This window comes from Microbacterium album (genome assembly GCF_014643695.1).
Taxonomy (GTDB): domain Bacteria; phylum Actinomycetota; class Actinomycetes; order Actinomycetales; family Microbacteriaceae; genus Microbacterium; species Microbacterium album.
On record NZ_BMJY01000005.1, the window covers coordinates 118,700 to 137,937 of the forward strand.

Below are 19,238 nucleotides of genomic sequence, written 5' to 3' on the forward strand. Positions count from 1 at the left end.
TGTTGCTGTACAGTGCAAAAAGTCGCTCACAGTATGCGCGTCTTGCATATTCAGGGCGCACATGGCCGCCGACCCATGGAAGTCTTCCCGCCTCAGTGCTGGCCAGCCCAGGTCGGCAACCAAGTCGCGATCTCAGGAAAGAAAATCAGCAGTAGAACCGCGCCGAGCGAGACGAGCACATACGGGGTCACTCCGCGATAGACGTCAAAGATTGTCGTGTCGCGCCCATGGTTTATCGCGGGATCGCTCGCAATACGATGGATGATGAACGACAGGATCCCGATCGGTGGAGTGATCATTCCGATCTCTGCCATAAGCACGATGAAGATGCCGAACCAAATCGGATCCACACCCGCAACGTCGAGGGGGACGATGAGCACCGGCAGAGTCAAGAGCATCATCGCCAGCGGGTCCATAAACAAGCCGAGAAATAGGAAGACCAGCATCAGGATGAGCAGGAGGGACAGGCGGCTCAGCCCCAGGTGGGTGATGGAGTCTGCCAGCCCCTGAGCGAGCTGACTGAGGGCCACGACCCGCGTCAGGAAGTGCACGCCCGCCATCAGGATGAAAATTGCCGCCGCATTCCGGATGGCGATGAAGGTGCTCTCCGCGAGGAAGCTGAGCCACCATCGCGCACCATGGCGCTCACGACGCTGGGTCCATATCGATGCAACGACGGCGGCGACGACCCCGAAGGCTCCCGACTCCGTGGCAGTGAAGGCCCCGGATGTCAGGCCGCCGATAACAACTACCACGACGATCACCAGTGGCAGCGCAGCGGGCAAGGCGCGCAACCGGTCACTCCATGTGGCCCGGAGGTCGCGGTGCGAGGGTACCGAGCGCGGACTCACGGCTGCCCGAACCAAGATCATCGCGATGAAAGCCGTCAGTATGAGGAGACCTGGCACCACACCAGCGATAAGTTGCGGTCCTACAGGCGTCTGCATCACACCGGCGTAGACGACGAGAATGACGCTGGGCGGAATAATCTGACCAAGCAAACCTGAGGCCGCGACCGCGCCACTCGCCATCGCCGGCGAGTACCCGTGCCGCAGCATCTCGGGAATCGCCATGCGTGACAGCGACTGCACGATACCGATCGTGCTACCGCTGCTAGCAGCGAGCCCGCCGCCGGCCACCGTCGTCGCGATAGCGAGACCACCAGGCAGCCTTCCGAACCAGATTCGAGCAGCCTCGAACGCCGCGGCGGTGAGGCCTCCCTTCCACAGGATGACCCCCATGAGGATGAACATCGGGATCACGGAAAGCTGCCACGAGGCTGCGGAAGCGAAAACGGTCGACTCGGCGGTCGTCTGAACTGCCCGCCACCCTCCGAGTGGCCACAGGCCGACGAGTCCTGCCACGGCGAACGCGATCGAGACGTGGACGTTGAGCAGGAGGAGCAGCAGCGAGAGCACCATCGCAAGCACGCCAATCGTCTGCCTTTCGAGGGGCACGAAGAGCTGCACAAGCACAATGACAACACTTGCCGCCGCGATGAGGATCACGCCGCCGGTGGAGAGCTTCCGGACGGGAGCGGGGGGCGGCGGTGCCACGGTCCGCGCGGTAAGAGTGGTCACGACGTCGCTCCCGGGGTAGCAGCATGGGTTGACGCTTCGTCGGCGTCGGCTTCGAATATGCAGGCGAACAGGCTCAGCGCCCAGGCGGTCAATGCGGCCGCCACGACGAACCGTGCGGGCCAGATCGGGAGCCAAGTTGCGCTGAGCCCGCTTTCGCCCGCGCGCATTTTGTCGATGGCGATGTCCCAAGCGGACCAACCCAGCAGCACAACAACGATGAGCATCAGACACAGGACCGACCGCCGCACGGCTCTTCGGCCGCGCGCACCGAGACGGGCCGTGAGGGCCGAGACGGAGATATGCTCACCCCTGAACTGCGCCGCGGCAAGGGGGCAGAGCGCCACCACCGGCATGAGCCAGTAGGTGGTGAAGTCGATCGTGAGAAGGAAGCTGAGGCCGAAGAGATTACGCGCAATCACGTCCACCACGATGAAGAGGACCATGACGAGCGCCCCCGCCACGCCGAACCAACCGAGCGCGGTCGAGATCACCCTCACCCATCTCAGCACTCCGCGGATCAACCGTGGCGATTGATCGCTGCCGGGTCGTGTATGTTCCATCTGCTGCGCCCGAATGTCAGGTTGCATGTCGGCGGATCCGGTGCGGACCACCGTCCCGTGCCCCGGACACGCCGGGATCGCGAGGCGGCGAACGCCTGGGTTAGCGGAGGAAGGACGCCACATACCAGTCGGAGTCGCGCATGTCGTCGAACAGGAATCCGTAGTCGAGGCCAGGAGCGCGCTTCAAGTCTCCTTCGTAGCCTTCGGTCTCGGTCGGCAGTCCGCCGTCCTTCCACTTCTCGGCCCACGCGTCGAGATATGCGCGATACTCCTCGAGCATCCCCTCGGGATCGGTCACCGAGTCCGGCGCCCGATCCGAGAGAGAGGCAAAGGTCGCCCTCTGATGCTCTGCAAGCACGTCGTTCAACTCGGGTGTGTCGAGATACTCCAGGCCGTGCTCGCTCACCCCGAGCTCGAGGATCTTCAGATGCTCGCCGATCAGGATGTCGACGTACGCCTCACTGTAGAGCCCGCTGGCCGCCGCAAATACGCGCTTGACATCATCGGGGAATCCGCTCCAGATCTCGTCGTTAATCGCGAGGTGGAATCCCCCGGGATACGTGGAGAACTGCGTCGTCGACACATACTTACCGACTTCCCAGAGGCCATAGGTCTCGATGCCGCTCTCCCCGATGGTGACGCAGTCGACGATCCCTCGCTGCAAGGCTTCGTACGTCTCGAGGACCGGGACCACGCTCGGTGTCATGCCTAGGGCCTCGGCCTCGGCATTCCACGCGCCGCCGCCGACCCGGTTGCGTACGCCCTCGGCATCGGCCAGCGTCTGCACAGGCTTGGAACAGATCATCGGGTAGTAACCGGTCGACTGCGTCATGAGCAGCCTCGCCCCGTGAGCGGAGTATTCTTCCGCCACATCCTCGCTCGTTAAGTAGAGCTGGTTGCTGGCCAGCATCCCCTGCACCAGGTCCATCGGCCACATGCGCTCGGGCTCACCTCCCGTGAAAACCAGCCAGTTCGCGATTCTCAGTTCGGTGGGCACAAACGACGTGGGGATGCGAGCGACATCGAGGATGCCGGACGACAGCGCTTCGAGAAACTCGGGCCCGGGCACGAGAGACGCGCTGAAGTAGTTCTCCCAAGTGATAAGCCCGTCCGTGTGCTCCGTGACGTACTCCTGGAAGGCGAGAGTCGCGGCCGCAGTGGCGGCTACGGGCGTTTCCTGGCTGGAAAACCGGAGGGTGATGGGCTCCAGTCCCTCCAGCCCGCCCTCCGCTCCCGCCCTGTTACCAGTGGTGGCGCACCCGCTGAGGAGCAGGACACCGATCGTGAGGACGGGCAGGCCGAGGATCTTCCGATACGACGACGTGGACTGCATAAACAACTCCCTTGTTGTTACAACCGGCCCCTTGGGACCGCTGAGGACCGCGTCTGCTCGCTGACTCGCGAGCGTATCGGCAACGTTAGCCGTGTCCTGCGGCGCGCCATCATGCAACTAGCGGGACTATCCATGCACCCCACGCAAGGAACGTTCATCCTTACCCGTGCGACGCGATGCACGAGGAGAGCGCATTACCGCTTGCTAACGCCTATGCGCTGACCGCATAGAAGGATGCCGTATTCGCACCTTTCGGTGAATCAACCGCTGCCTATGATGGCCTCGCCGGTTGCCAGTCTGTTCCACCAATGACGATGGGAGACACCCATGACCAACTCCACTGTCGATGCCGCGGATATCGCCCGGCATCAGTACTTCTCGGCGACGGAGACGGCGCGCCGTTTCGCGATGCTGCGAGAGATCATGGCGGGACGGGACATCGGCGCCATCGTGCTCATTCATAATGGGCCGAGCCCGATGGTCCAGGAGGAGTTCTATTTTCTCCAGAGTGACTACGTCCCACTGAGCCGGAGCGTCACGATCATCCCGCGGCACGGCCAGCACGTTGCCATGTCCACCTACCTGCAGGCGAAGTCACACGCGAAGAACAGCACGACGAGCGAGGTGCGAATCTTCGTCGAGACCAAGCCACAAGTTGAGGTCCTCGTCGAGACGCTTCGTCAGATGGGACACACCTCGGGCGTGCTCGGCTGGCGATGGGAAGCGGTGCCCGCCACATGGCACGACACGCTCCGCGCCGAGTTCCCGGACATCGTTTGGGTCGATATCTCCTCGGACCTTCTCGACCTGTGGTATCGACGCAGCGCCGAAGAGGCCGCGGCGTGCAGCAGGTCTGCCGAGATCGCCGACGCCGCTTACGACGATCTTCTGGAACACGTCCAGCCCGGCATGAGCGAGTACGAGATCGTCTCAGCCTTCAACCATGCTGCCACTCGTCACGGCGCGAACAGGAACTTCACGCTGGTCGCATCCGGCCCGTGCACGCCATCCACGCCGTTGCCCGAGCTTGCGCCCCCCACATGGCGAACGGTGAACGAGGGTGATTTCGTGACCCTAGAGATGAGCCCGGCTTACGCGGGCTACTACACGCAGCTCGTCCGGACCTTCCAGGTCGGGCGCGGCGACTCATCCGAGCATGCGGATCGGCTGAGGCAGGTGGCGGTCGACGCCGTGGCCGAGGCCGCAACAGCGCTGAAGCCAGGCGTCACGATCGGCAAAGTCGCTCGGGTGCTAATGGAGGCGGTTAGCCGGGCCGGCTACCGCGCCGAGTACCCCCTCGGACACACGGTCGGCGTGAACCTCCTGTACGAACGGCTCCTGCCCGACAACGACCGCGTGCTCAACGTTGACGACGCCCTGATCATCCACCCGAAGGTGCACCACGCCAACGGCGACTATGGGTTCTTCTGGGGGGAGACCTATCTGGTGACCGAGACAGGTTCGAGGAGTCTTAACGCCGCTTCTCAGCTCCTGCGGACGACGGAGCCCACCCAGTGAGCTCCGTCATGGTCGAGACGACGACCAGCCCGGAATCGCAGATTGCGCAGTGGCTTGTCACCACACAATACGAGGACGTCCCGCCCGAGGTCCGCGGGCTCATGCGGCGTCTCACGTATGTGATCCTCGGATGCGCGTTCGCCGGCGCTTCCGCCGATGGCTGCGATGAGGTGCGCGACACCGTGACCAGTGCCGGCGGGGCGCCGCAGTCCACGATTCTCGTGCACGGCGAGCGGGTGCCCGCCCGCGGCGCAGCCTTCGTCAACAGTGTCATGGCAAGGGCGTATGACATCTGCGATTCGATCGGCGCTGGCCAGCACATGGGAGCCTCCGTGATCCCGACTGCGCTGGCGGTGTCCGAGCTCATCGGCGGGATCGACGGCGAGGCGTTCATCCGCGCTCTCGCCCTCGGCTGCGAGATCGGCGCCAGGTTCGGCGCCGTCTCCCGACTGGACGGTTTTGACCCGACGGGGGTGGGCAACGTTGTCGCCGTAACCGCGGTCACCGGGCTGCTGATGGGGCTCGACTCGTCCCAACTGAGCAACGCGTTGGGGATCGCCTTCAACCGCATGGGCGGGAGTTTTCAGAGCAACGTCGACGGATCCCTCGCCGTGCGTCTAATCCAGGGCTTCGCTTCCGAGAACGGCCTGCTGTGCGCGCAACTCGCCCAGCGTGGCATGACAGGACCCGACCACTGGATTTCTGGGCACTGGGGCTTCTTCCACCTTTACTGCAAGGGGGAGCGCGACGCAGCGGCGCTGGTCCACAACCTGGGCGTGGAGTGGAAGGTGCGGGGGATGGCCTTCAAGAACTACCCGTCCGTGCGGTGGGACGGTGGCCGCGACCGAAGCGGCACTCGCGGCCACGGGAGGGGTGCCCTGCGATGCGCGCTCGATCGCGCGAGTCGAGGTGCGGCTGGTGACCGAACAGTCCTACCGGATGGTGGGAAACCCCTTCAAGGTGGGACGCTTTCCCACGGTCGACGGCCAGTTCAGCGTGCGGTATGCCGTCGCGAACGCACTGCTGCGCGGAACGCCTGAGCTCGCCCATTTCACCCCGGAGAGCGTCCGCGACCCGCTCCTCGGCGACCTGGCCGCACGGGTGGACGTGCACCTCGACCCGTCGATCCCCGGTGACTACCTCGTGCGAGCGCAGACGGAGATCGAGTGGGCCGACGGCACCCGCACGCGGCGCAACGTCGATCACATGACTGGCTCGGCCCGCGCCCCTCTGAGCGAGGAACGGCTCCGGTACGACTTCTTCCAGCGCGCGGGTTTCGGGAAGCCCACCGCGAGCCGCGAGCATCTGGAGACGGTGCTGGCCGCGGTGGACGGTATCGAAGGTCTCGCGGACGTCGGTGCCATCCCCGCGCTTACCGTCGTGCGACGGGAGGCGTGAGATGCGAGCAGTGTCAATCAATGGCCACGGCGGGACAGAGGTCATGCAGTTGGTAGACGTGGCACTGCCCACCCTCGCGCCCGACGAGGCGAGGATCCGCCACACGCGAATCGGTGTGAACTACTCGGACATCAACGTCCGCCGTGGCGGCTTCTACCCCACCAGCCCTTCGTTGCCGAGCCTGCTCGGCAACGAGGCGGTGGGCGTCGTCGAGGAGGTCGGCGCGGAGGTCGAAGACATCGTCCCCGGAGACCGCGTGGGCTACGTCAAAGGCAGGGGGCCGTTCCATTCCGAGCCGGGCTCGTACGCGGAATACCGCAACGTGCCGGCAGAGCGACTGGTGCGTATACCCTCGAACGTCACGGATGACTCCGCCGCGGCGGTCCTCCTGAAGGGCCTGACGGCCGCGACGATCCTCGACCTCAGTTATCGAGCAGAGCCCGGACAGACGGCACTGGTGCATGCCGGAGCGAGCGGTGTCGGATCGATCCTCGTCTCTTGGCTGAGCGCTCTCGGGGTGACGCCGCTCGTCACCGTCGGGTCGCCGGACAAGGCGGAGTTCGCGAGAGAGCGCGGCGCCGCTGAGTGCATCCTCTACAACAAACAGGACTTCGTCGAAGAGGTCCGTTCGCTGCGCCCAGACGGGGTCGACGTCGTCTTCGACGGTGCCGGAGGTGATATCTTCACGCGATCGCTGGACGTCATCAAGCGAAACGGCGCCCTGATCAACTACGGCAACGCGGCGGGGCGGGTCGCCCCGTTCGACATCCTTACGCTCGCCTTCAAGGGTGCTATCTGGGTGACCCGAATCGCCGTCCAGCACAGCGACATACCGTTCTATCGGAGGAGCATGGAGAAGATCCTCCGTTTCGTCGCAGACGGGACGATCAAGCCGCACGTATCCCGTGTTCTCCCCTTGGCTCAAGCTGCGTCGGCGCACGAACTGATCGAAAGCAGGGCAACCATGGGTAGTGTGCTGCTCGTACCGTGACGGAGCGGGACGCCCGGTTCCGTGACGTTAACGCTCGAGATCCGCCCGCCACGGCCTGGAGGCGCGATATGGACATCAACAGGCTGAAGCACGCCATCGTTGTAGCGAACGAGGGCAGCCTCAGTGCTGCTGCTCAGAGGTTGCCGATGTCTCAGTCGGCCTTAACGAGGAGCATTCAGGCTCTCGAACAGCAATTCGGCATCCGGATCTTCGAACGAGGGCGAAAAGGCGCTCGACTGACAGATGAGGGCTCCGCGTTCATCAGCGTGGCGACTGAGGCGCTGCTGAGCGTCGAAAGGGCCGAGGAGCGCTTGGACTCGATCGCCAGCGGTCAGAACGCGACCGTTCGCTTCGGAGCAGGTCCGCTGATGACCGGGCGGCACCTGCCGCACGTTCTCACGCGTCTCACGAAACTCCCGGTTCGCCTCGAGATCCACACTGGCACGACGGCGAGCCTCACTTCCTTGCTGAGCCGCGGCGAGATCGACTTCTTCTTGGGAGGGACTTACGTCGGATCCGATCGCTTTCTACGCGCAAACGAGTTCGACTGGGAGCCGCGCCATTCGTCTACTGACGAGATCTTCATGGTGCTCCGTCGAGGTCACCCTCTGATCGAGGGTGCGGCCGTCAGCTGGGGCGAGACCGAACACTATCCAGTCGCCAGCGAGTCGTTCGTTACCGAACGTCTCGGCGGCCGAGGGTTCGAGCGACTCGGATTCCAACGACCATCCGTCACCGTCGACGACTACAGGGTGCTTGCCGAGCTCGCTCTGCGAACCGACTACCTGGTCGTGTCAAACTCCGACCTGACCTGGGTGCGCCCCGAGGAGCTGTCCGGCCACCCCGTTCCACGGGGGTCGGACACGCTGGGTTGGGAGTGGGGCTTCCTGTCGTCGAGGCGCCTGCCCCTGTCCCGCCATGCGCGCGCTGTGCTCGAAGAGATCAAGCGCTACCTCCAGACGTTCGATGCAGGGGACCTCACCGACATGACGCAAGCCTCCGAGGAGCCGAACCCGACCAAGGCCATTTGGCGAGGCGCTGAGTCAGTCGAGCCATGAGAACTCTCTCGCGCCCCGAAGCGTGCGCCCGCTCGCGAGAGTGAGGATGCGCCAGGCAGCCCGCCAGGAGGAGCGCGATCCGGCATCGAATGAGTAGCAGCTCACGATCACACGCGGCTGCGGCGCCGCCCTCGAGGACGAAACCGTCCCACATGCGCTACGGTCGACGACTCCGCAAAAACCGGACAGAATCGTACGCTGTCCATCCGCCACGGATTCGGCAGGATCCACGATTCAGCGCGATTCGCGGGTTACCTCCGAATCGCTGCTCCCTCCGCCAAAGGCTACGGCCGCCGCCCCGATGGCGGTAACCTCGCCGCATGGATGAGCTCAGTCTCGACGCGCTCCTGGCACTCGAGCACGGCGGCTGGGATGCGCTGTGCCGGTCGGCGGGCGGCGACTTCTACGGCGAATTGATGACCGCCGAGGCCGTGATGATCCTGGTGAACGGCATGATCCTCGATCGCGCGACGATCGCGGCGACGCTGAACGAATCGCCACCCTGGTCGTCGTACACGCTCAGCGAGACGAGGCTCGTCCCGACCGGACAGGACGCCACCGCGCTCGTCTACCGCGCCTCAGCCCGGCGCGACGGACAGGACGAGCCGTTCATCGCGCTCATGGCGAGCCACTACCGCCTCGTCGACGGCAGGGCACGCCTCACGCTGTACCAGCAGACGACCATCACGCACTGAACAGGCACAGCGGACTGCTCGAGCACGCCGCCGTCCGCGCGGCACCGGGCGACGGCCGCTGCGCCGTGGTCGCTCCTGGCTGAGGCGATCGATGCCGCTCCCACCGTCGCCGTCCGGCCCCCGGCTCACGGCACGACCCACCGCCGCTCCCCGCGTGTCAAGCCCGTGCCGTCCGTGGCCGACGGCTCCTATCGTGGCGATCAGGCGCCCACCGGGGCGCGTCACAGCGAGGAGGAGCAGTGAGCGATCAGACCCCGCGGCGACGCGGCCGTGCCGCCGACCCGACCCGCATGCGCAACCAGCCCGCTCTGGCGACGCCGAAGCGGTGGATCTGGATCGTGCCCTCGATCCTGCTCGCCGCCGCCGCGATCGTCGCGTTCGTCGCGTCGATGCCGATCAATCTCGCCCTGGCGTGGATCGGCATCGCGTTCGTGGTGGCATCGCTCCTGGCGATCCTCGTGACGGCGTTCGCGGTTCGCGAGGACCGCGCGCGCAACTTCACGCTCGCGGCCCTCATGCTGATCATGGCCGTCGCGGCCCTCGCGCTCCTCCTCGGCATCCTCTGGGCCGCCCAGCTCCCCCAGGCCTGACCGGCTCGCTCACCGGGCCGGCCGCCGTCGCCGCGTGCGCCGGCCGAGCTCACCCGAGGGGGCAGACGGCGCTGTCGGCGATGCGCTGGTGGTAGTCCTCGGCCGTCCACGGCAGGCCGAACTCGGGCGCTGGCGCCCCGTCGGGCGCGGGCACCTTGGAGACGAGGGCGGCGAGCTCCCTCGCGAGGTAGCCCACGGCCTCCTTCGAGCCCGCCGAGTTGTTCAGGACGACCGCCACGGTCAGCCCGTTGTCGGTGTCCGCGTATGCGCTCGTGAGGTAGCCGGGCACCCTGCCCTGCTGACCGACCATGGATCCCGCGATGTAGGTGCCGCCCGCGTACTGGTACCACGTGTCGCCCTCGGGATCCACGGGCCTCGCCGCGCTCCAGCGCTCCGTGAACTCCCCGCCGTCCTTGGCCTCGGCGGCGAGCGCCTGGATGTAGGCGCCCAGCTCCGAGATCGTCGACACGGCCCCCGAGTCGGTGAAGCCGAAGCTCGCGGACATCCGGGTGAACTCCCGCGGCGCCACACAGCCCGCCTCGCGGTCCGCGCTGTCCGAGCGGAAGCCCGGCAGCGCGGGAGAGCCGGGGTCGGCCGCCGCGCGGCCGGGCAGGCGGGTCGACTCGAGGCCCAGCGGCTCCGCGACGTACTGGCGGATCAGCTCCGCCGCGCTCTTGCCCGACGCGTTCTGCAGCGCGAGCCCGAGCAGCAGGTACCCCGTGTCGGAGTCCCGGAACGCGACGCCCGGCTCGGACCTGCCCTTGCCCAGGCCGGCGGCGGCGACCTCGCGCGCGTGCCACTGGCGCTCGGGGGTCCGCAGCAGGTTCGACTCGAGGAGGTCGACCGACGGGACCAGGCCCGCGGTGCCGTCGCACAGGTGCCGCAGCGTGACGTCCGTGAGGTCGGGTGAGCTCGGCACGTGCGCGGAGACGGGATCATCGAGCCCGACCACGCCCTCCTCGGCGAGTCGGTAGAGGGCGTCGCACGTCATCGGGCGCGTCAGGGTGGCGATGCGGAACGCCATGTCCGTCGTGACCGGGTCATCACCGTCGACGGAGGTCGTGCCGAGCCCCGTCACCCAGGTGCCGGCCCACGGCACCCACACCCCGACGATGGCTCCCGACGATCCCGTCGCCGCCATCGCGTGCGTCACGGCGGCCTCGAGCTGCTCGACCGTCTCGCCCGGCAGCTCGGCCTCGACCTGCTGAGGGGTCTCGGCACGCGAGGGCTGACCCGTGCATCCGCTCAGCCCCACCGCGACCGCCATCGCACCGGCGACCGCCACGAGGGCGCGCCGCCACCGCCTGTTCACCCGCATGAAACCCCCGTAGATCCTCCCTCGAGTGTAGGGCGCCTCGGCGGCCCCTCGTGCGAGGCGCGACTCAGCGGGCCTGCGCGGCCTCCTCCTGGCGACGCTCCCACATGGCCCTCATGAAGCGACGCACATCCTGGTCGACGCGGATGTCGCTGGGGCGCAGCGGGCGCGTCAGGTAGAGGCCGTCGAGGGAGGTCAGACGGCTCAGCGCGACGTAGGTCTGCCCGGGCGCGAAGGCTCCGGCCCCGAGGTCGACGATCGCGCGATCATACGTCTTGCCCTGGGACTTGTGGATCGTCACGGCCCAAGCGAGGCGCAGCGGGAACTGCGTGAACTCCGCGACGACCTCGCGCGTCAGCTTGCGGGCCGCGGGATCGTACGCGTACCGGTACTTCTCCCACACGCTCGGCTCGACGTCGAACTCCTCGCCGTCGACCTCGACGCGGACGGTTTCGCCCACGATCCGCGTCACGGTGCCGATCGTCCCGTTCACCCAGCGCGGCGGCTCACCCTGCGACCCGATGTCGTTGCGGAGGAACATGACCTGCGCACCGACCTTGAGCTTGAGCTCCGGGTCGGCGGGGTACACGTCGCCGCGCCCGAAGTCGCCGTTCACCTCGGCTCGCGCCGTCTGCTCGCGACCGGGCAGTTGCGCCAGGTGCCGCGCGTTGATGGCGTTCACGCGGTCGTTGCGGGTGGCCAGCGTGATGATCGGGTGCTCGGGGTCGTCGGGGGGCGTCCGCGCGCCGGTGCGGTTGAGCACCTCCGCGATGTCGGCCGTGACGCGCCCGTAGCGGACGGCGTTCAGCATGGCCTTGAACCCGTCGTCCGATTGCCGGTGGATGCGCGTCAGCTCGCGGATGTGCAGTTCGGCGCCGTGACGCCCGAGCTCGATCAGGCCGTCCCCCTCGGGCTCGCGGCCCGCCCACACGTGCGCGTCGAAGAACCAGAACGAGCGGTAGTGATCGGCGATGTAGCGCGCCTCGTCGCCCCGCGGGGGCACGGGCGCGAGCTGATAGGGATCGCCGAACATCACGACCTGGACCCCGCCGAAGGGCTCGCCGCGCCGCCCGCGCGCCTGGCGCAGGGACCGGTCGATCGCATCCATGAGGTCGGCGTTGACCATCGAGATCTCGTCGATCACCAGCGTGTCGATCGCGTTCAGGATCTTCCGCGTCGCGTCGTTCTGATCGATGTCGCCGTCGGCGATGAGCCCGATCGGCAGCCGGAACAGCGAGTGGATCGTCTGGCCCTCGACGTTGAGCGCGGCGACGCCCGTGGGCGCGCACACCGCGATCTGCTTGCTCGTCTGGCGCGCGAGGTGGTTCAGCAGCGTCGACTTGCCCGTGCCGGCACGCCCCGTCACGAACACGTGCTCGCGCGTGTCCTCGATGAGCCGGAACAGCTCGTCCTGCTCGTCGGACAGGACGCGTCCGGTGGAGGGGGAGCCAGCGGTCACGGTTTCCTCGAGTGGTTCCTCAGGCGATGGGGACGGTGGGATGGGGAGCTCCAGGACGCCGCGATCAGCGCGGCGGCGGGATCCCATCCTCCCACGCACAGGATCGCCCCTGCCGCGCCTTCGTAGACTTGCGCCATGGACCAGGCGACCGCGAGCGCGACGCGTCCGGCGTCGCCGGTCGCGGCGGCGGGCGCGCCCGCCACCGGAACGCGCTCGCCCTCGGGGCGCCCGTCGCAGCTCGGGCGCGATCTCCTGCTGCTCGGTATCGTCGGGGCCCTGCTCGCGGCCTCCATCGCCGCGGGCTTCGCGGTGCTGTACCGCCAGTTCTGGGGCCCGAGCGCGTTCGTGGAGCGCTACGTGAGTCTGCTCGCGGAGGGCCGGGCCGCCGAGGCGCTCAACGTGCCGGGCGTCGCGCTGGACACGCGCGACCTGGAGGCGGCCGGACTTCCGGCGACGGCCTCCGAGGCGCTCCTGCGCAGCGCGGTGATGAACCGACCCCTCAGCGACGTCGAGGTCCTGTCCGAACGCACGGTGGACGGTGTGACGGAGGTCACCGTCGGCTATCTGGCCGAGGGGCGCCGCGCCTCCAGCACGTACCGCGTGGTGCGCGACGGCACCGAGGGGCTCGTCCCCCGCTGGAGCTTCGCGACGAGCCCGCTCGCGGTCATCGACCTGACGGTGCGGGGGTCGATGCGCTTCACCGTCAATGACTTCGAGATCGACAAGCGCCAGGTGTCGCCGGACGGGGCCGAGGCCGAGGTCCTGGCCCCCGTGCCGCTCCTCGTGTTCTCCCCCGGGCTGTACGCCATCACGGTCGACACGCCCACGGCGCGGGCGGAGGAGACCCTCGTGCTCGCGGACGCCGCGATGCGCGGCGTCCGCGTCGACATCCAGGCGGAGCCCACCGAGGAGTTCACGGGCGTCGTGCAGGAGCAGGTCGAGAACTTCCTGCGCGAATGCGGGACGCAGCAGGTGCTGCAGCCGACCGGATGCCCCTTCGGCATCAGCATCGACGATCGCGTCGACGGCGAGACCATCTCATGGTCCATCATCCAGGACCCGGTCGTCGAGATCGTCCCCCACGGGGCGTACTGGGCGATCGCGCCCGCGACCGCCACGGCGCACGTGGAGGCGGAGGTGCGCTCGATCTTCGACGGATCGGTCTACCAGCTCAGCGAGGACGTGCCGTTCGTGATCGACGGCACGATCGACATCCTGCCCGACGGCACGGCCTCGATCCTCATCGGCAGCCCGATGCTGCGGTGACCGGCCGAGGATGTCCCACTTGATGCCGGTATCGAGCCCGCATACCGACCGGAAGTGGGACATCGTCGCCGGCGGGAGCGGGACGAGGTCCTAGCTGCCGATGCGGGCGTCGCGCTCGGCGATGCGGGCGAGCCGGGCGTTGTACTCCTCGAGCTCGGCGTCCCCGGTGCGGTCGGCGTGGCGGTCCTGACGGCGCTGCTGACGCTCGTCGCTGCGGCTCCACTGCACGGCCACGGTGATGGCCGTGATGAGCGTCGGGATCTCGCCGATCGACCACGCCACGCCGCCGCCGATGTACTGGTCCTCCAGCGGCGTCGGCCCCCAGGTGCGCCCCATGGCGCCGTACCACTCCGCGACCATGAGGCCGGAGGTCATCATGATGGCGACGCCGAAGAAGGCGTGGATGGCCATCACGGCGATCAGCGTGACCAGGCGACCGGGGTACGGCATCCGGTAGGGCAACGGGTCGATCCCCGTCAGCGACATGACGAACAGGAACCCGGACAGCAGGAAGTGCACGATCATCCACTGGTGCCCCAGGTGGTCGTACAGGGTCCACCGGAACAGGTCGGTGAAGTAGAACACCCACAGCGACCCCACGAAGATCGCGGCCGCGACGAGCGGGTGCGTCACCACGCGCGCGAAGGGACTGTGCACGGCCCAGAGGATCCATTCGCGGCCGCCGCGCGTGCCGTCCTCCCGCTTGTCGATCGCGCGCATCGCGAGCGTCACGGGCGCCCCGGGCACGAGCATCAACGGGATCGCCATGGTCAGGAGCATGTGCCCCAGCATGTGGACGCTGAACAGGTAGGCCTGGTACGCGTTGACCGCGCCCGACGTGACCCACAGCAGGGTCAGCATGCCGAGCACCCACAGCACCGTGCGGAAGACGGGCCACGAGTCGCCTCGCCGGCGCAGCCGGACCACACCGGCCAGGTAGAAGAAGATGCCGAAGGCCGCGACCATCGCCCACAGCAGGTCCACGTTCCAGGCCGTGAGCCACCGTTCGGGCGTGAGCGGCGGCGGGAGCGGCTCGCCCGTGAGGATCTCGGCCGGCGTCGAGGAGTACGGCGTCTCGGTGAGCGGTGGCGCCGTGCGGGCCAGCGCAGCGGCGGCGCCCGACGCGACACCCATGAGCGCGAGCTCGACTGCGATGAGCAGCCAGAACGCGCGCGCCGCGGCCACGGCGCCCCGCGCGACACGGGCGATGAGCGCGCGGCGGTAGGCCGCGCCCAGCAGGCCCATCGCGACGAGGGCCGCGATCTTGAGGCACAGGATGCCGCCGTACGGCGTGAGGAGCTGATCCCACGAGCCGATCGATGACAGGGTGCGGGCGATGCCCGACACGGTCACGACGATGAAGCCGAACAGCGCGACCGACGAGTATCGGGCCAGCACCGCCTGCATCCGCTCCGCCGGCAGGGCCGCGCGCAGCACGACCAGCAGCACGAGACCGCCCAGCCACAGCGCGGCGCCCACGATGTGGAGGCTCATCGCCATGACGGTCGCGTTGTGGCTCGCGAGCTCGCCGGAGTGGCCCTGCGTGGCCATCGGGATGAGTGCGGCGATCGCGAGGACGGTCGTGAGCAGCGTCGCGGTCCAGGAACGGATGGCGAACGTGAGCACCGTGACCACGGCGGCGACGATGGTCGTGATGAGCCACGTGCGGCCGAGCTCGATCTGCGTCAGGAACGTGCCGAGCTGCGCCCCGAACTGCGGTCCGACCGACAGCTGCGGATTGAAGGCGTCCAGGAACGTCAGGAAGCCCACCGCGCCGGCGGAGACCGTCAGCACCGCCGCGCCGATCGACGACGTGTCGAGGGCCGCGTCGAACTCCCGCTCGCCCGCGCGCAGCGCGAACAGGGCCAGCACGAGCGAGCCCGCCATGACCGCCCCGGCCAGGTTGACGACGAGCTTGGCCAGCGGCAGGCCCCAGCGCACGAAGGGTCCGGGGTCGCCCGCGGCGAGCGGGTCGGCGGCGCCGCCGTAGGCGAGCGCCGCGACGGCGGTCAGCACCGCCGCGACGACCAGGATGGCGGGGCCGGCGGCCCGCAGCGCGCGCGGATTCACCCATCCAGCCTAGGCCGTGCCCTTCGCGCGAAGCGGCACGCGGGCTGAGAGCCGCCCCGCCGGGTGGCGCCGTTGTCAACCCCTGTGACCACCACGGGCCCGGCCCCCTAGCGTGAGCGCATGAGCATCGGAACCGGAGTAGTACTGTTCATCATCGGCGCGATCCTCGCGTTCGGCCTGGACGTCGACATCCCGGGCCTGAACGACGACTTCGTCGGGTACCTGCTGATGGGCGCTGGGGTCGTCGTCTTCATCGTCGGGCTGATCCTCGTCACTCGGCGGCGTTCCGCGGTCGAGCGGACGCGCACCGTCGCCGAGCCCGGCACGGACCAGCGCGTGACGGAGCGCCGCACCGACGTCGACCCGCTCTGACACCCAGAGCGCCCGACGGGACCGGCTCCCGCGAGCGGGCGTGCACTGACCCCGGTCGGCGGCGGGCGACGCGGGCCTCTTGCCGCCGACCGGACCGCTCGCGATGCGCGAGCACGCGAAAGGGGATGCCCCCACGGGGCATCCCCTTTCGACGTCGGCTCGAGGGCCTGCTTACTTGGCGGCGGCCTTCAGCTTGGAGCCCGCGGTCACCTTGACGCGCTTGCCGGCCGGGATCTTGATCTCCTCGCCCGTCTGCGGGTTGCGGCCCGTGCGTGCGGCGGTCTCGACCTGCTCGAACGCGATCCAGCCGGGGATCGAGACCTTTGCGCCCTTGGCGACCGACTCGGAGACGGTGGTGAACAGGGCGTCGAGAACGCCCGAGACGGCGGCCTGGCTCTGACCGGTCGCGCTGGCGATGCTCGCGACGAGCTCGGTCTTGGTGATGGACTTGTCGGCCATGTCATCCTCCAGCGGCGAAGGACGCCGCAGACGTGGTGTTTCGGACCGGGGGCGGATTGCCTCCGGCTGGTCGTGTGACCGCCTTGACAGTATCAACGCGCCGCGAAATCATGCGGATTTTCGCGGGTTTTCGCAGATTTCCAGGGCGTGTCGCGCGGGAATGTGACGCCTGTGACGCGTGAGACGGCTCAGCTCGCGCCGCCGACCTCCGGGATCCGGCGCAGCAACAGCACCGCGACGGCGCCGATGAGCAGCATCACGGCGGCGCTCGCATACAGCATGATGAGCGTCCAGCCGGCGTCCAGCATCGCGCCGCCGAACATCGGCGCGAGGATCGCACCGATGCGGCCGACGGCGAGGGCGGCTCCCACACCGGTTCCCCGGGCCGAGGCCGCGTAGCGCGTGGGGGCGATCGAGTACATCCCGGCGATGCAGCCGTTCACGAGGAGCCCGACGACGACGCCGAGGATCATCGCGATCGTCAGCATCGCGGTGGACAGCACGAACGCGATGATCGCGATCGCGCTGATCACGAGGAACGCCAGCGCCAGCTTCTCGCGCTCGATGCGCGCGGCGATCACGCCGTAGAGCACGGATCCGATCGTGCCGCCGATCGCCAGCGCCATGCCGATGTACACGCCCTGCTCGTCGCTCATGCCGGCCTCGCCCATGAGGCGCGGCGTCCACGAGTTGACGAAGTAGAAGCCGAACATGACGGTGAAGAACGCCAGCCACAGCAGCAGCGTCGCGACGATCACCTTGCGGGTGAACAGGTCTGACAGGCGCGACGACGCCTCCCGGGGAGCGCTCTCGTCCACCTGCTGGGCGACCGTGGCCTTGGCCGGGTCGTAGCCGACGCGCTTGGCGATGCGGGCGAGGGCCTTGTCGGCGTACCGCGGACGGCGCGTGAGCAGGAACTGCACCGACTCCGGCGTGATGATCGCGAGGGCGAGCACGATGAAGACGCTCACGCTCGCGCCGACGAAGAACACGGACCGCCAACCGTACTCGGTCTGCAGGCCGTTGGCGGCCATGCCGCCGAGGAACGCGCCGACACCGTAGCCGGCCGTGTAGACGCCGATCGCGAGGCCGCGCCAGCGGGCCGACGAGAACTCGGACGTGATGACGGTGATGCTCGCCAGGATGCCGCCCACGCCGATGCCGGTGAGCACGCGCCACACGCCCAGCTGCACCACGTCCTGCGACGTCGCGGCGAGGAACATGCCCACCGTGGACAGCACGGCCGAACCGACGACGGTCCAGCGTCGGCCCAGGATGTCCGCGAGGCGCCCGATCACGAGCGCGCCGATCGCCATGCCGACCAGCGTGGCGCTGATCACGGTGCCGAGCACCGATCCGCTGAGGTCGAACTCGCGCTCGACGTTCGCCGCGACGAACGACATGGCGGCGACGTCGAAGCCGTCGTTGGCGTTCAGCAGCACGGCGCACGCCACGATCAGCCACTGGTACACCGTCATGGACGAGTGTTCGATGTGAGCGCGCAGGCTTCGCGCGGGGGTGACGGTCGTTGTCATGGATTCGTAGCCTTCGTCGGGTACTGACACTGCTGAAGTGGTCAGCATATACCTATGTCGGTAGGTCTACGTGAGTAGACCTACCGACATAGGTATTCTCGCCCACGCGAAAGGGCGGGTCCTCCGAGGAGGACCCGCCCTGCGAGAGCGATGGTTGCTTACCAGCTCGACTTGGTGACACCGGGCAGCTCGCCACGGTGCGCCATGTCACGGAAGCGGACACGCGAGATGCCGAACTTCGTCAGCACGCCACGGGGGCGGCCGTCGATGACGTCGCGCGAGCGGACGCGGACGGGCGACGCGTTGCGGGGCAGCTTCTGCAGGCCGATGCGGGCGGCCTCGCGCTCCTCGTCGGTCGCGTTCGGGTCGACGAGCTGCTTCTTGAGGGCGGCGCGCTTCTCGGCGTAGCGCGCGACGATCTCCTTGCGCTGCTCGTTACGAGCGATCTTGCTCTTCTTGGCCATGATTAACGCTCCTCGCGGAAGTCGACGTGCTTGCGGACCACCGGGTCGTACTTCTTCAGCACGAGGCGGTCGGGGTTGTTGCGGCGGTTCTTCTTGGTCACGTAGGTGTACCCCGTGCCCGCCGTCGAACGCAGCTTGATGATCGGACGGACGTCCTGAGCCTTCTTGGCCATTAGAGCTTCACACCCTTCGCGAGCAGGTCCTTGACGACGGACTCGATGCCACGGGCGTCGATGACCTTGATGCCCTTGGCCGACACGTTCAGCGTGACCTTACGGCCCAGCGACGGCACGTAGTACGTCTTCTTCTGCACGTTCGGGTCGAAGCGACGCTTCGTCCGGCGGTGCGAGTGCGAGATGTTGTGACCGAAGCCGGGAACGGCACCGGTCACCTGGCACACAGCAGCCATGATGGTTCTCCTTCATTACCGTGGGACCGGACGGACCCACCCAAGATCTCTTGCCTGCACGTGCTCCACCCGCCCTTGCGGGCCGTGTATCGGGAGGAGACGTACGAACTGCGCACAGGAGTGCACGCAGACAATCCACCACCCTACCACACGGCGCTGGCCAGGG

The 19,238-nt window shown here is 67.8% G+C and carries 19 protein-coding genes and 1 pseudogene; 9 read left to right on the top strand and 11 right to left on the bottom strand.

What is annotated here, in order from left to right; all coding sequences use genetic code 11:
• Window positions 1-92 precede the first annotated feature (92 nt).
• The 3 genes from IEX37_RS08005 to IEX37_RS08015 form a co-directional block, all read right to left on the bottom strand.
• Complete coding sequence (locus IEX37_RS08005) at window positions 93-1,508, bottom strand: TRAP transporter large permease (protein ID WP_229663148.1); 1,416 nt, start codon at window positions 1,506-1,508, stop codon at window positions 93-95.
• A 68-nt stretch (window positions 1,509-1,576) separates the two neighbouring features.
• Window positions 1,577-2,071 carry a TRAP transporter small permease subunit gene (locus IEX37_RS08010; protein ID WP_188755743.1) on the bottom strand — a complete coding sequence of 165 codons (495 nt, stop codon included), beginning with the start codon at window positions 2,069-2,071 and terminating at the stop codon, window positions 1,577-1,579.
• Window positions 2,072-2,240: 169 nt separating this feature from the next.
• On the bottom strand, window positions 2,241-3,473 hold the full coding sequence (locus tag IEX37_RS08015) for a type 2 periplasmic-binding domain-containing protein (RefSeq protein WP_188755744.1): 1,233 nt from the start codon (window positions 3,471-3,473) through the stop codon (window positions 2,241-2,243).
• A 327-nt stretch (window positions 3,474-3,800) separates the two neighbouring features.
• On the opposite strand from IEX37_RS08015, the gene IEX37_RS08020 reads away from it, so the two are divergent.
• The 7 genes and pseudogenes from IEX37_RS08020 to IEX37_RS08050 all read left to right on the top strand — a co-directional run bounded on the left by IEX37_RS08020 (window position 3,801) and on the right by IEX37_RS08050 (window position 9,723).
• Window positions 3,801-4,991, top strand: a complete 1,191-nt coding sequence (locus IEX37_RS08020) for a M24 family metallopeptidase (RefSeq protein WP_188755745.1) — start codon at window positions 3,801-3,803, stop codon at window positions 4,989-4,991.
• Between the two features lie 8 nt (window positions 4,992-4,999).
• Window positions 5,000-5,722, top strand: a pseudogene (locus IEX37_RS08025) (MmgE/PrpD family protein); the annotation flags it as partial.
• Between the two features lie 142 nt (window positions 5,723-5,864).
• Window positions 5,865-6,389 carry an MmgE/PrpD family protein gene (locus tag IEX37_RS08030; protein ID WP_229663149.1) on the top strand — a complete coding sequence of 175 codons (525 nt, stop codon included), beginning with the start codon at window positions 5,865-5,867 and terminating at the stop codon, window positions 6,387-6,389.
• Between the two features lie 58 nt (window positions 6,390-6,447).
• A complete protein-coding gene (locus tag IEX37_RS08035; RefSeq protein WP_188755748.1) occupies window positions 6,448-7,380 on the top strand; it encodes a zinc-binding dehydrogenase in 933 nt (310 codons plus the stop codon).
• A gap of 68 nt (window positions 7,381-7,448) precedes the next feature.
• Window positions 7,449-8,438: a LysR family transcriptional regulator gene (locus tag IEX37_RS08040; RefSeq protein ID WP_188755749.1), complete on the top strand. Its 990-nt coding sequence runs from the start codon at window positions 7,449-7,451 to the stop codon at window positions 8,436-8,438.
• A 320-nt stretch (window positions 8,439-8,758) separates the two neighbouring features.
• Complete coding sequence (locus IEX37_RS08045; RefSeq protein WP_188755750.1) at window positions 8,759-9,133, top strand: DUF4440 domain-containing protein; 375 nt, start codon at window positions 8,759-8,761, stop codon at window positions 9,131-9,133.
• 239 nt (window positions 9,134-9,372) lie between these two features.
• Entirely contained in the window at window positions 9,373-9,723 is a 351-nt protein-coding gene (locus IEX37_RS08050) for a hypothetical protein (RefSeq protein ID WP_188755751.1), read from the top strand.
• Window positions 9,724-9,772: 49 nt separating this feature from the next.
• Here IEX37_RS08050 and IEX37_RS08055 read toward each other — a convergent pair whose 3' ends face one another.
• Window positions 9,773-11,041, bottom strand: a complete 1,269-nt coding sequence (locus IEX37_RS08055; RefSeq protein ID WP_188755752.1) for a serine hydrolase domain-containing protein — start codon at window positions 11,039-11,041, stop codon at window positions 9,773-9,775.
• 64 nt (window positions 11,042-11,105) lie between these two features.
• Window positions 11,106-12,497, bottom strand: coding sequence for an ATP-dependent DNA helicase (locus tag IEX37_RS08060; RefSeq protein ID WP_229663150.1), 1,392 nt, complete (start codon window positions 12,495-12,497; stop codon window positions 11,106-11,108).
• A 135-nt stretch (window positions 12,498-12,632) separates the two neighbouring features.
• On the opposite strand from IEX37_RS08060, the gene IEX37_RS08065 reads away from it, so the two are divergent.
• Window positions 12,633-13,763 carry a hypothetical protein gene (locus IEX37_RS08065; RefSeq protein WP_229663151.1) on the top strand — a complete coding sequence of 377 codons (1,131 nt, stop codon included), beginning with the start codon at window positions 12,633-12,635 and terminating at the stop codon, window positions 13,761-13,763.
• A gap of 90 nt (window positions 13,764-13,853) precedes the next feature.
• On the opposite strand, the gene IEX37_RS08070 is transcribed toward IEX37_RS08065, so the two are convergent.
• The gene (locus tag IEX37_RS08070; RefSeq protein WP_229663152.1) at window positions 13,854-15,833 is read right to left on the bottom strand and encodes a bifunctional copper resistance protein CopD/cytochrome c oxidase assembly protein; all 1,980 of its coding nucleotides are present in this window, start codon (window positions 15,831-15,833) and stop codon (window positions 13,854-13,856) included.
• 120 nt (window positions 15,834-15,953) lie between these two features.
• Between IEX37_RS08070 and IEX37_RS08075 the strand changes: the two genes are divergently transcribed.
• On the top strand, window positions 15,954-16,205 hold the full coding sequence (locus IEX37_RS08075; protein ID WP_188755754.1) for a DUF6458 family protein: 252 nt from the start codon (window positions 15,954-15,956) through the stop codon (window positions 16,203-16,205).
• A 171-nt stretch (window positions 16,206-16,376) separates the two neighbouring features.
• Here the strand turns inward: IEX37_RS08075 and IEX37_RS08080 are convergent, their stop codons facing one another.
• From IEX37_RS08080 to rpmB, 5 genes are all read right to left on the bottom strand, one after another.
• Entirely contained in the window at window positions 16,377-16,664 is a 288-nt protein-coding gene (locus tag IEX37_RS08080) for an HU family DNA-binding protein (protein WP_188755755.1), read from the bottom strand.
• A 188-nt stretch (window positions 16,665-16,852) separates the two neighbouring features.
• Window positions 16,853-18,199, bottom strand: coding sequence for an MFS transporter (locus IEX37_RS08085; RefSeq protein WP_188755756.1), 1,347 nt, complete (start codon window positions 18,197-18,199; stop codon window positions 16,853-16,855).
• A gap of 158 nt (window positions 18,200-18,357) precedes the next feature.
• Window positions 18,358-18,663, bottom strand: a complete 306-nt coding sequence (gene rpsN, locus IEX37_RS08090) for a 30S ribosomal protein S14 (RefSeq protein WP_188755757.1) — start codon at window positions 18,661-18,663, stop codon at window positions 18,358-18,360.
• Window positions 18,664-18,665: 2 nt separating this feature from the next.
• Window positions 18,666-18,836 carry a 50S ribosomal protein L33 gene (gene rpmG / locus IEX37_RS08095; protein WP_155049151.1) on the bottom strand — a complete coding sequence of 57 codons (171 nt, stop codon included), beginning with the start codon at window positions 18,834-18,836 and terminating at the stop codon, window positions 18,666-18,668.
• Entirely contained in the window at window positions 18,836-19,072 is a 237-nt protein-coding gene (rpmB, locus tag IEX37_RS08100; RefSeq protein ID WP_188755758.1) for a 50S ribosomal protein L28, read from the bottom strand. The genes rpmG and rpmB overlap by 1 nt, the downstream gene beginning before the upstream one ends.
• Window positions 19,073-19,238: the final 166 nt, after the last annotated feature.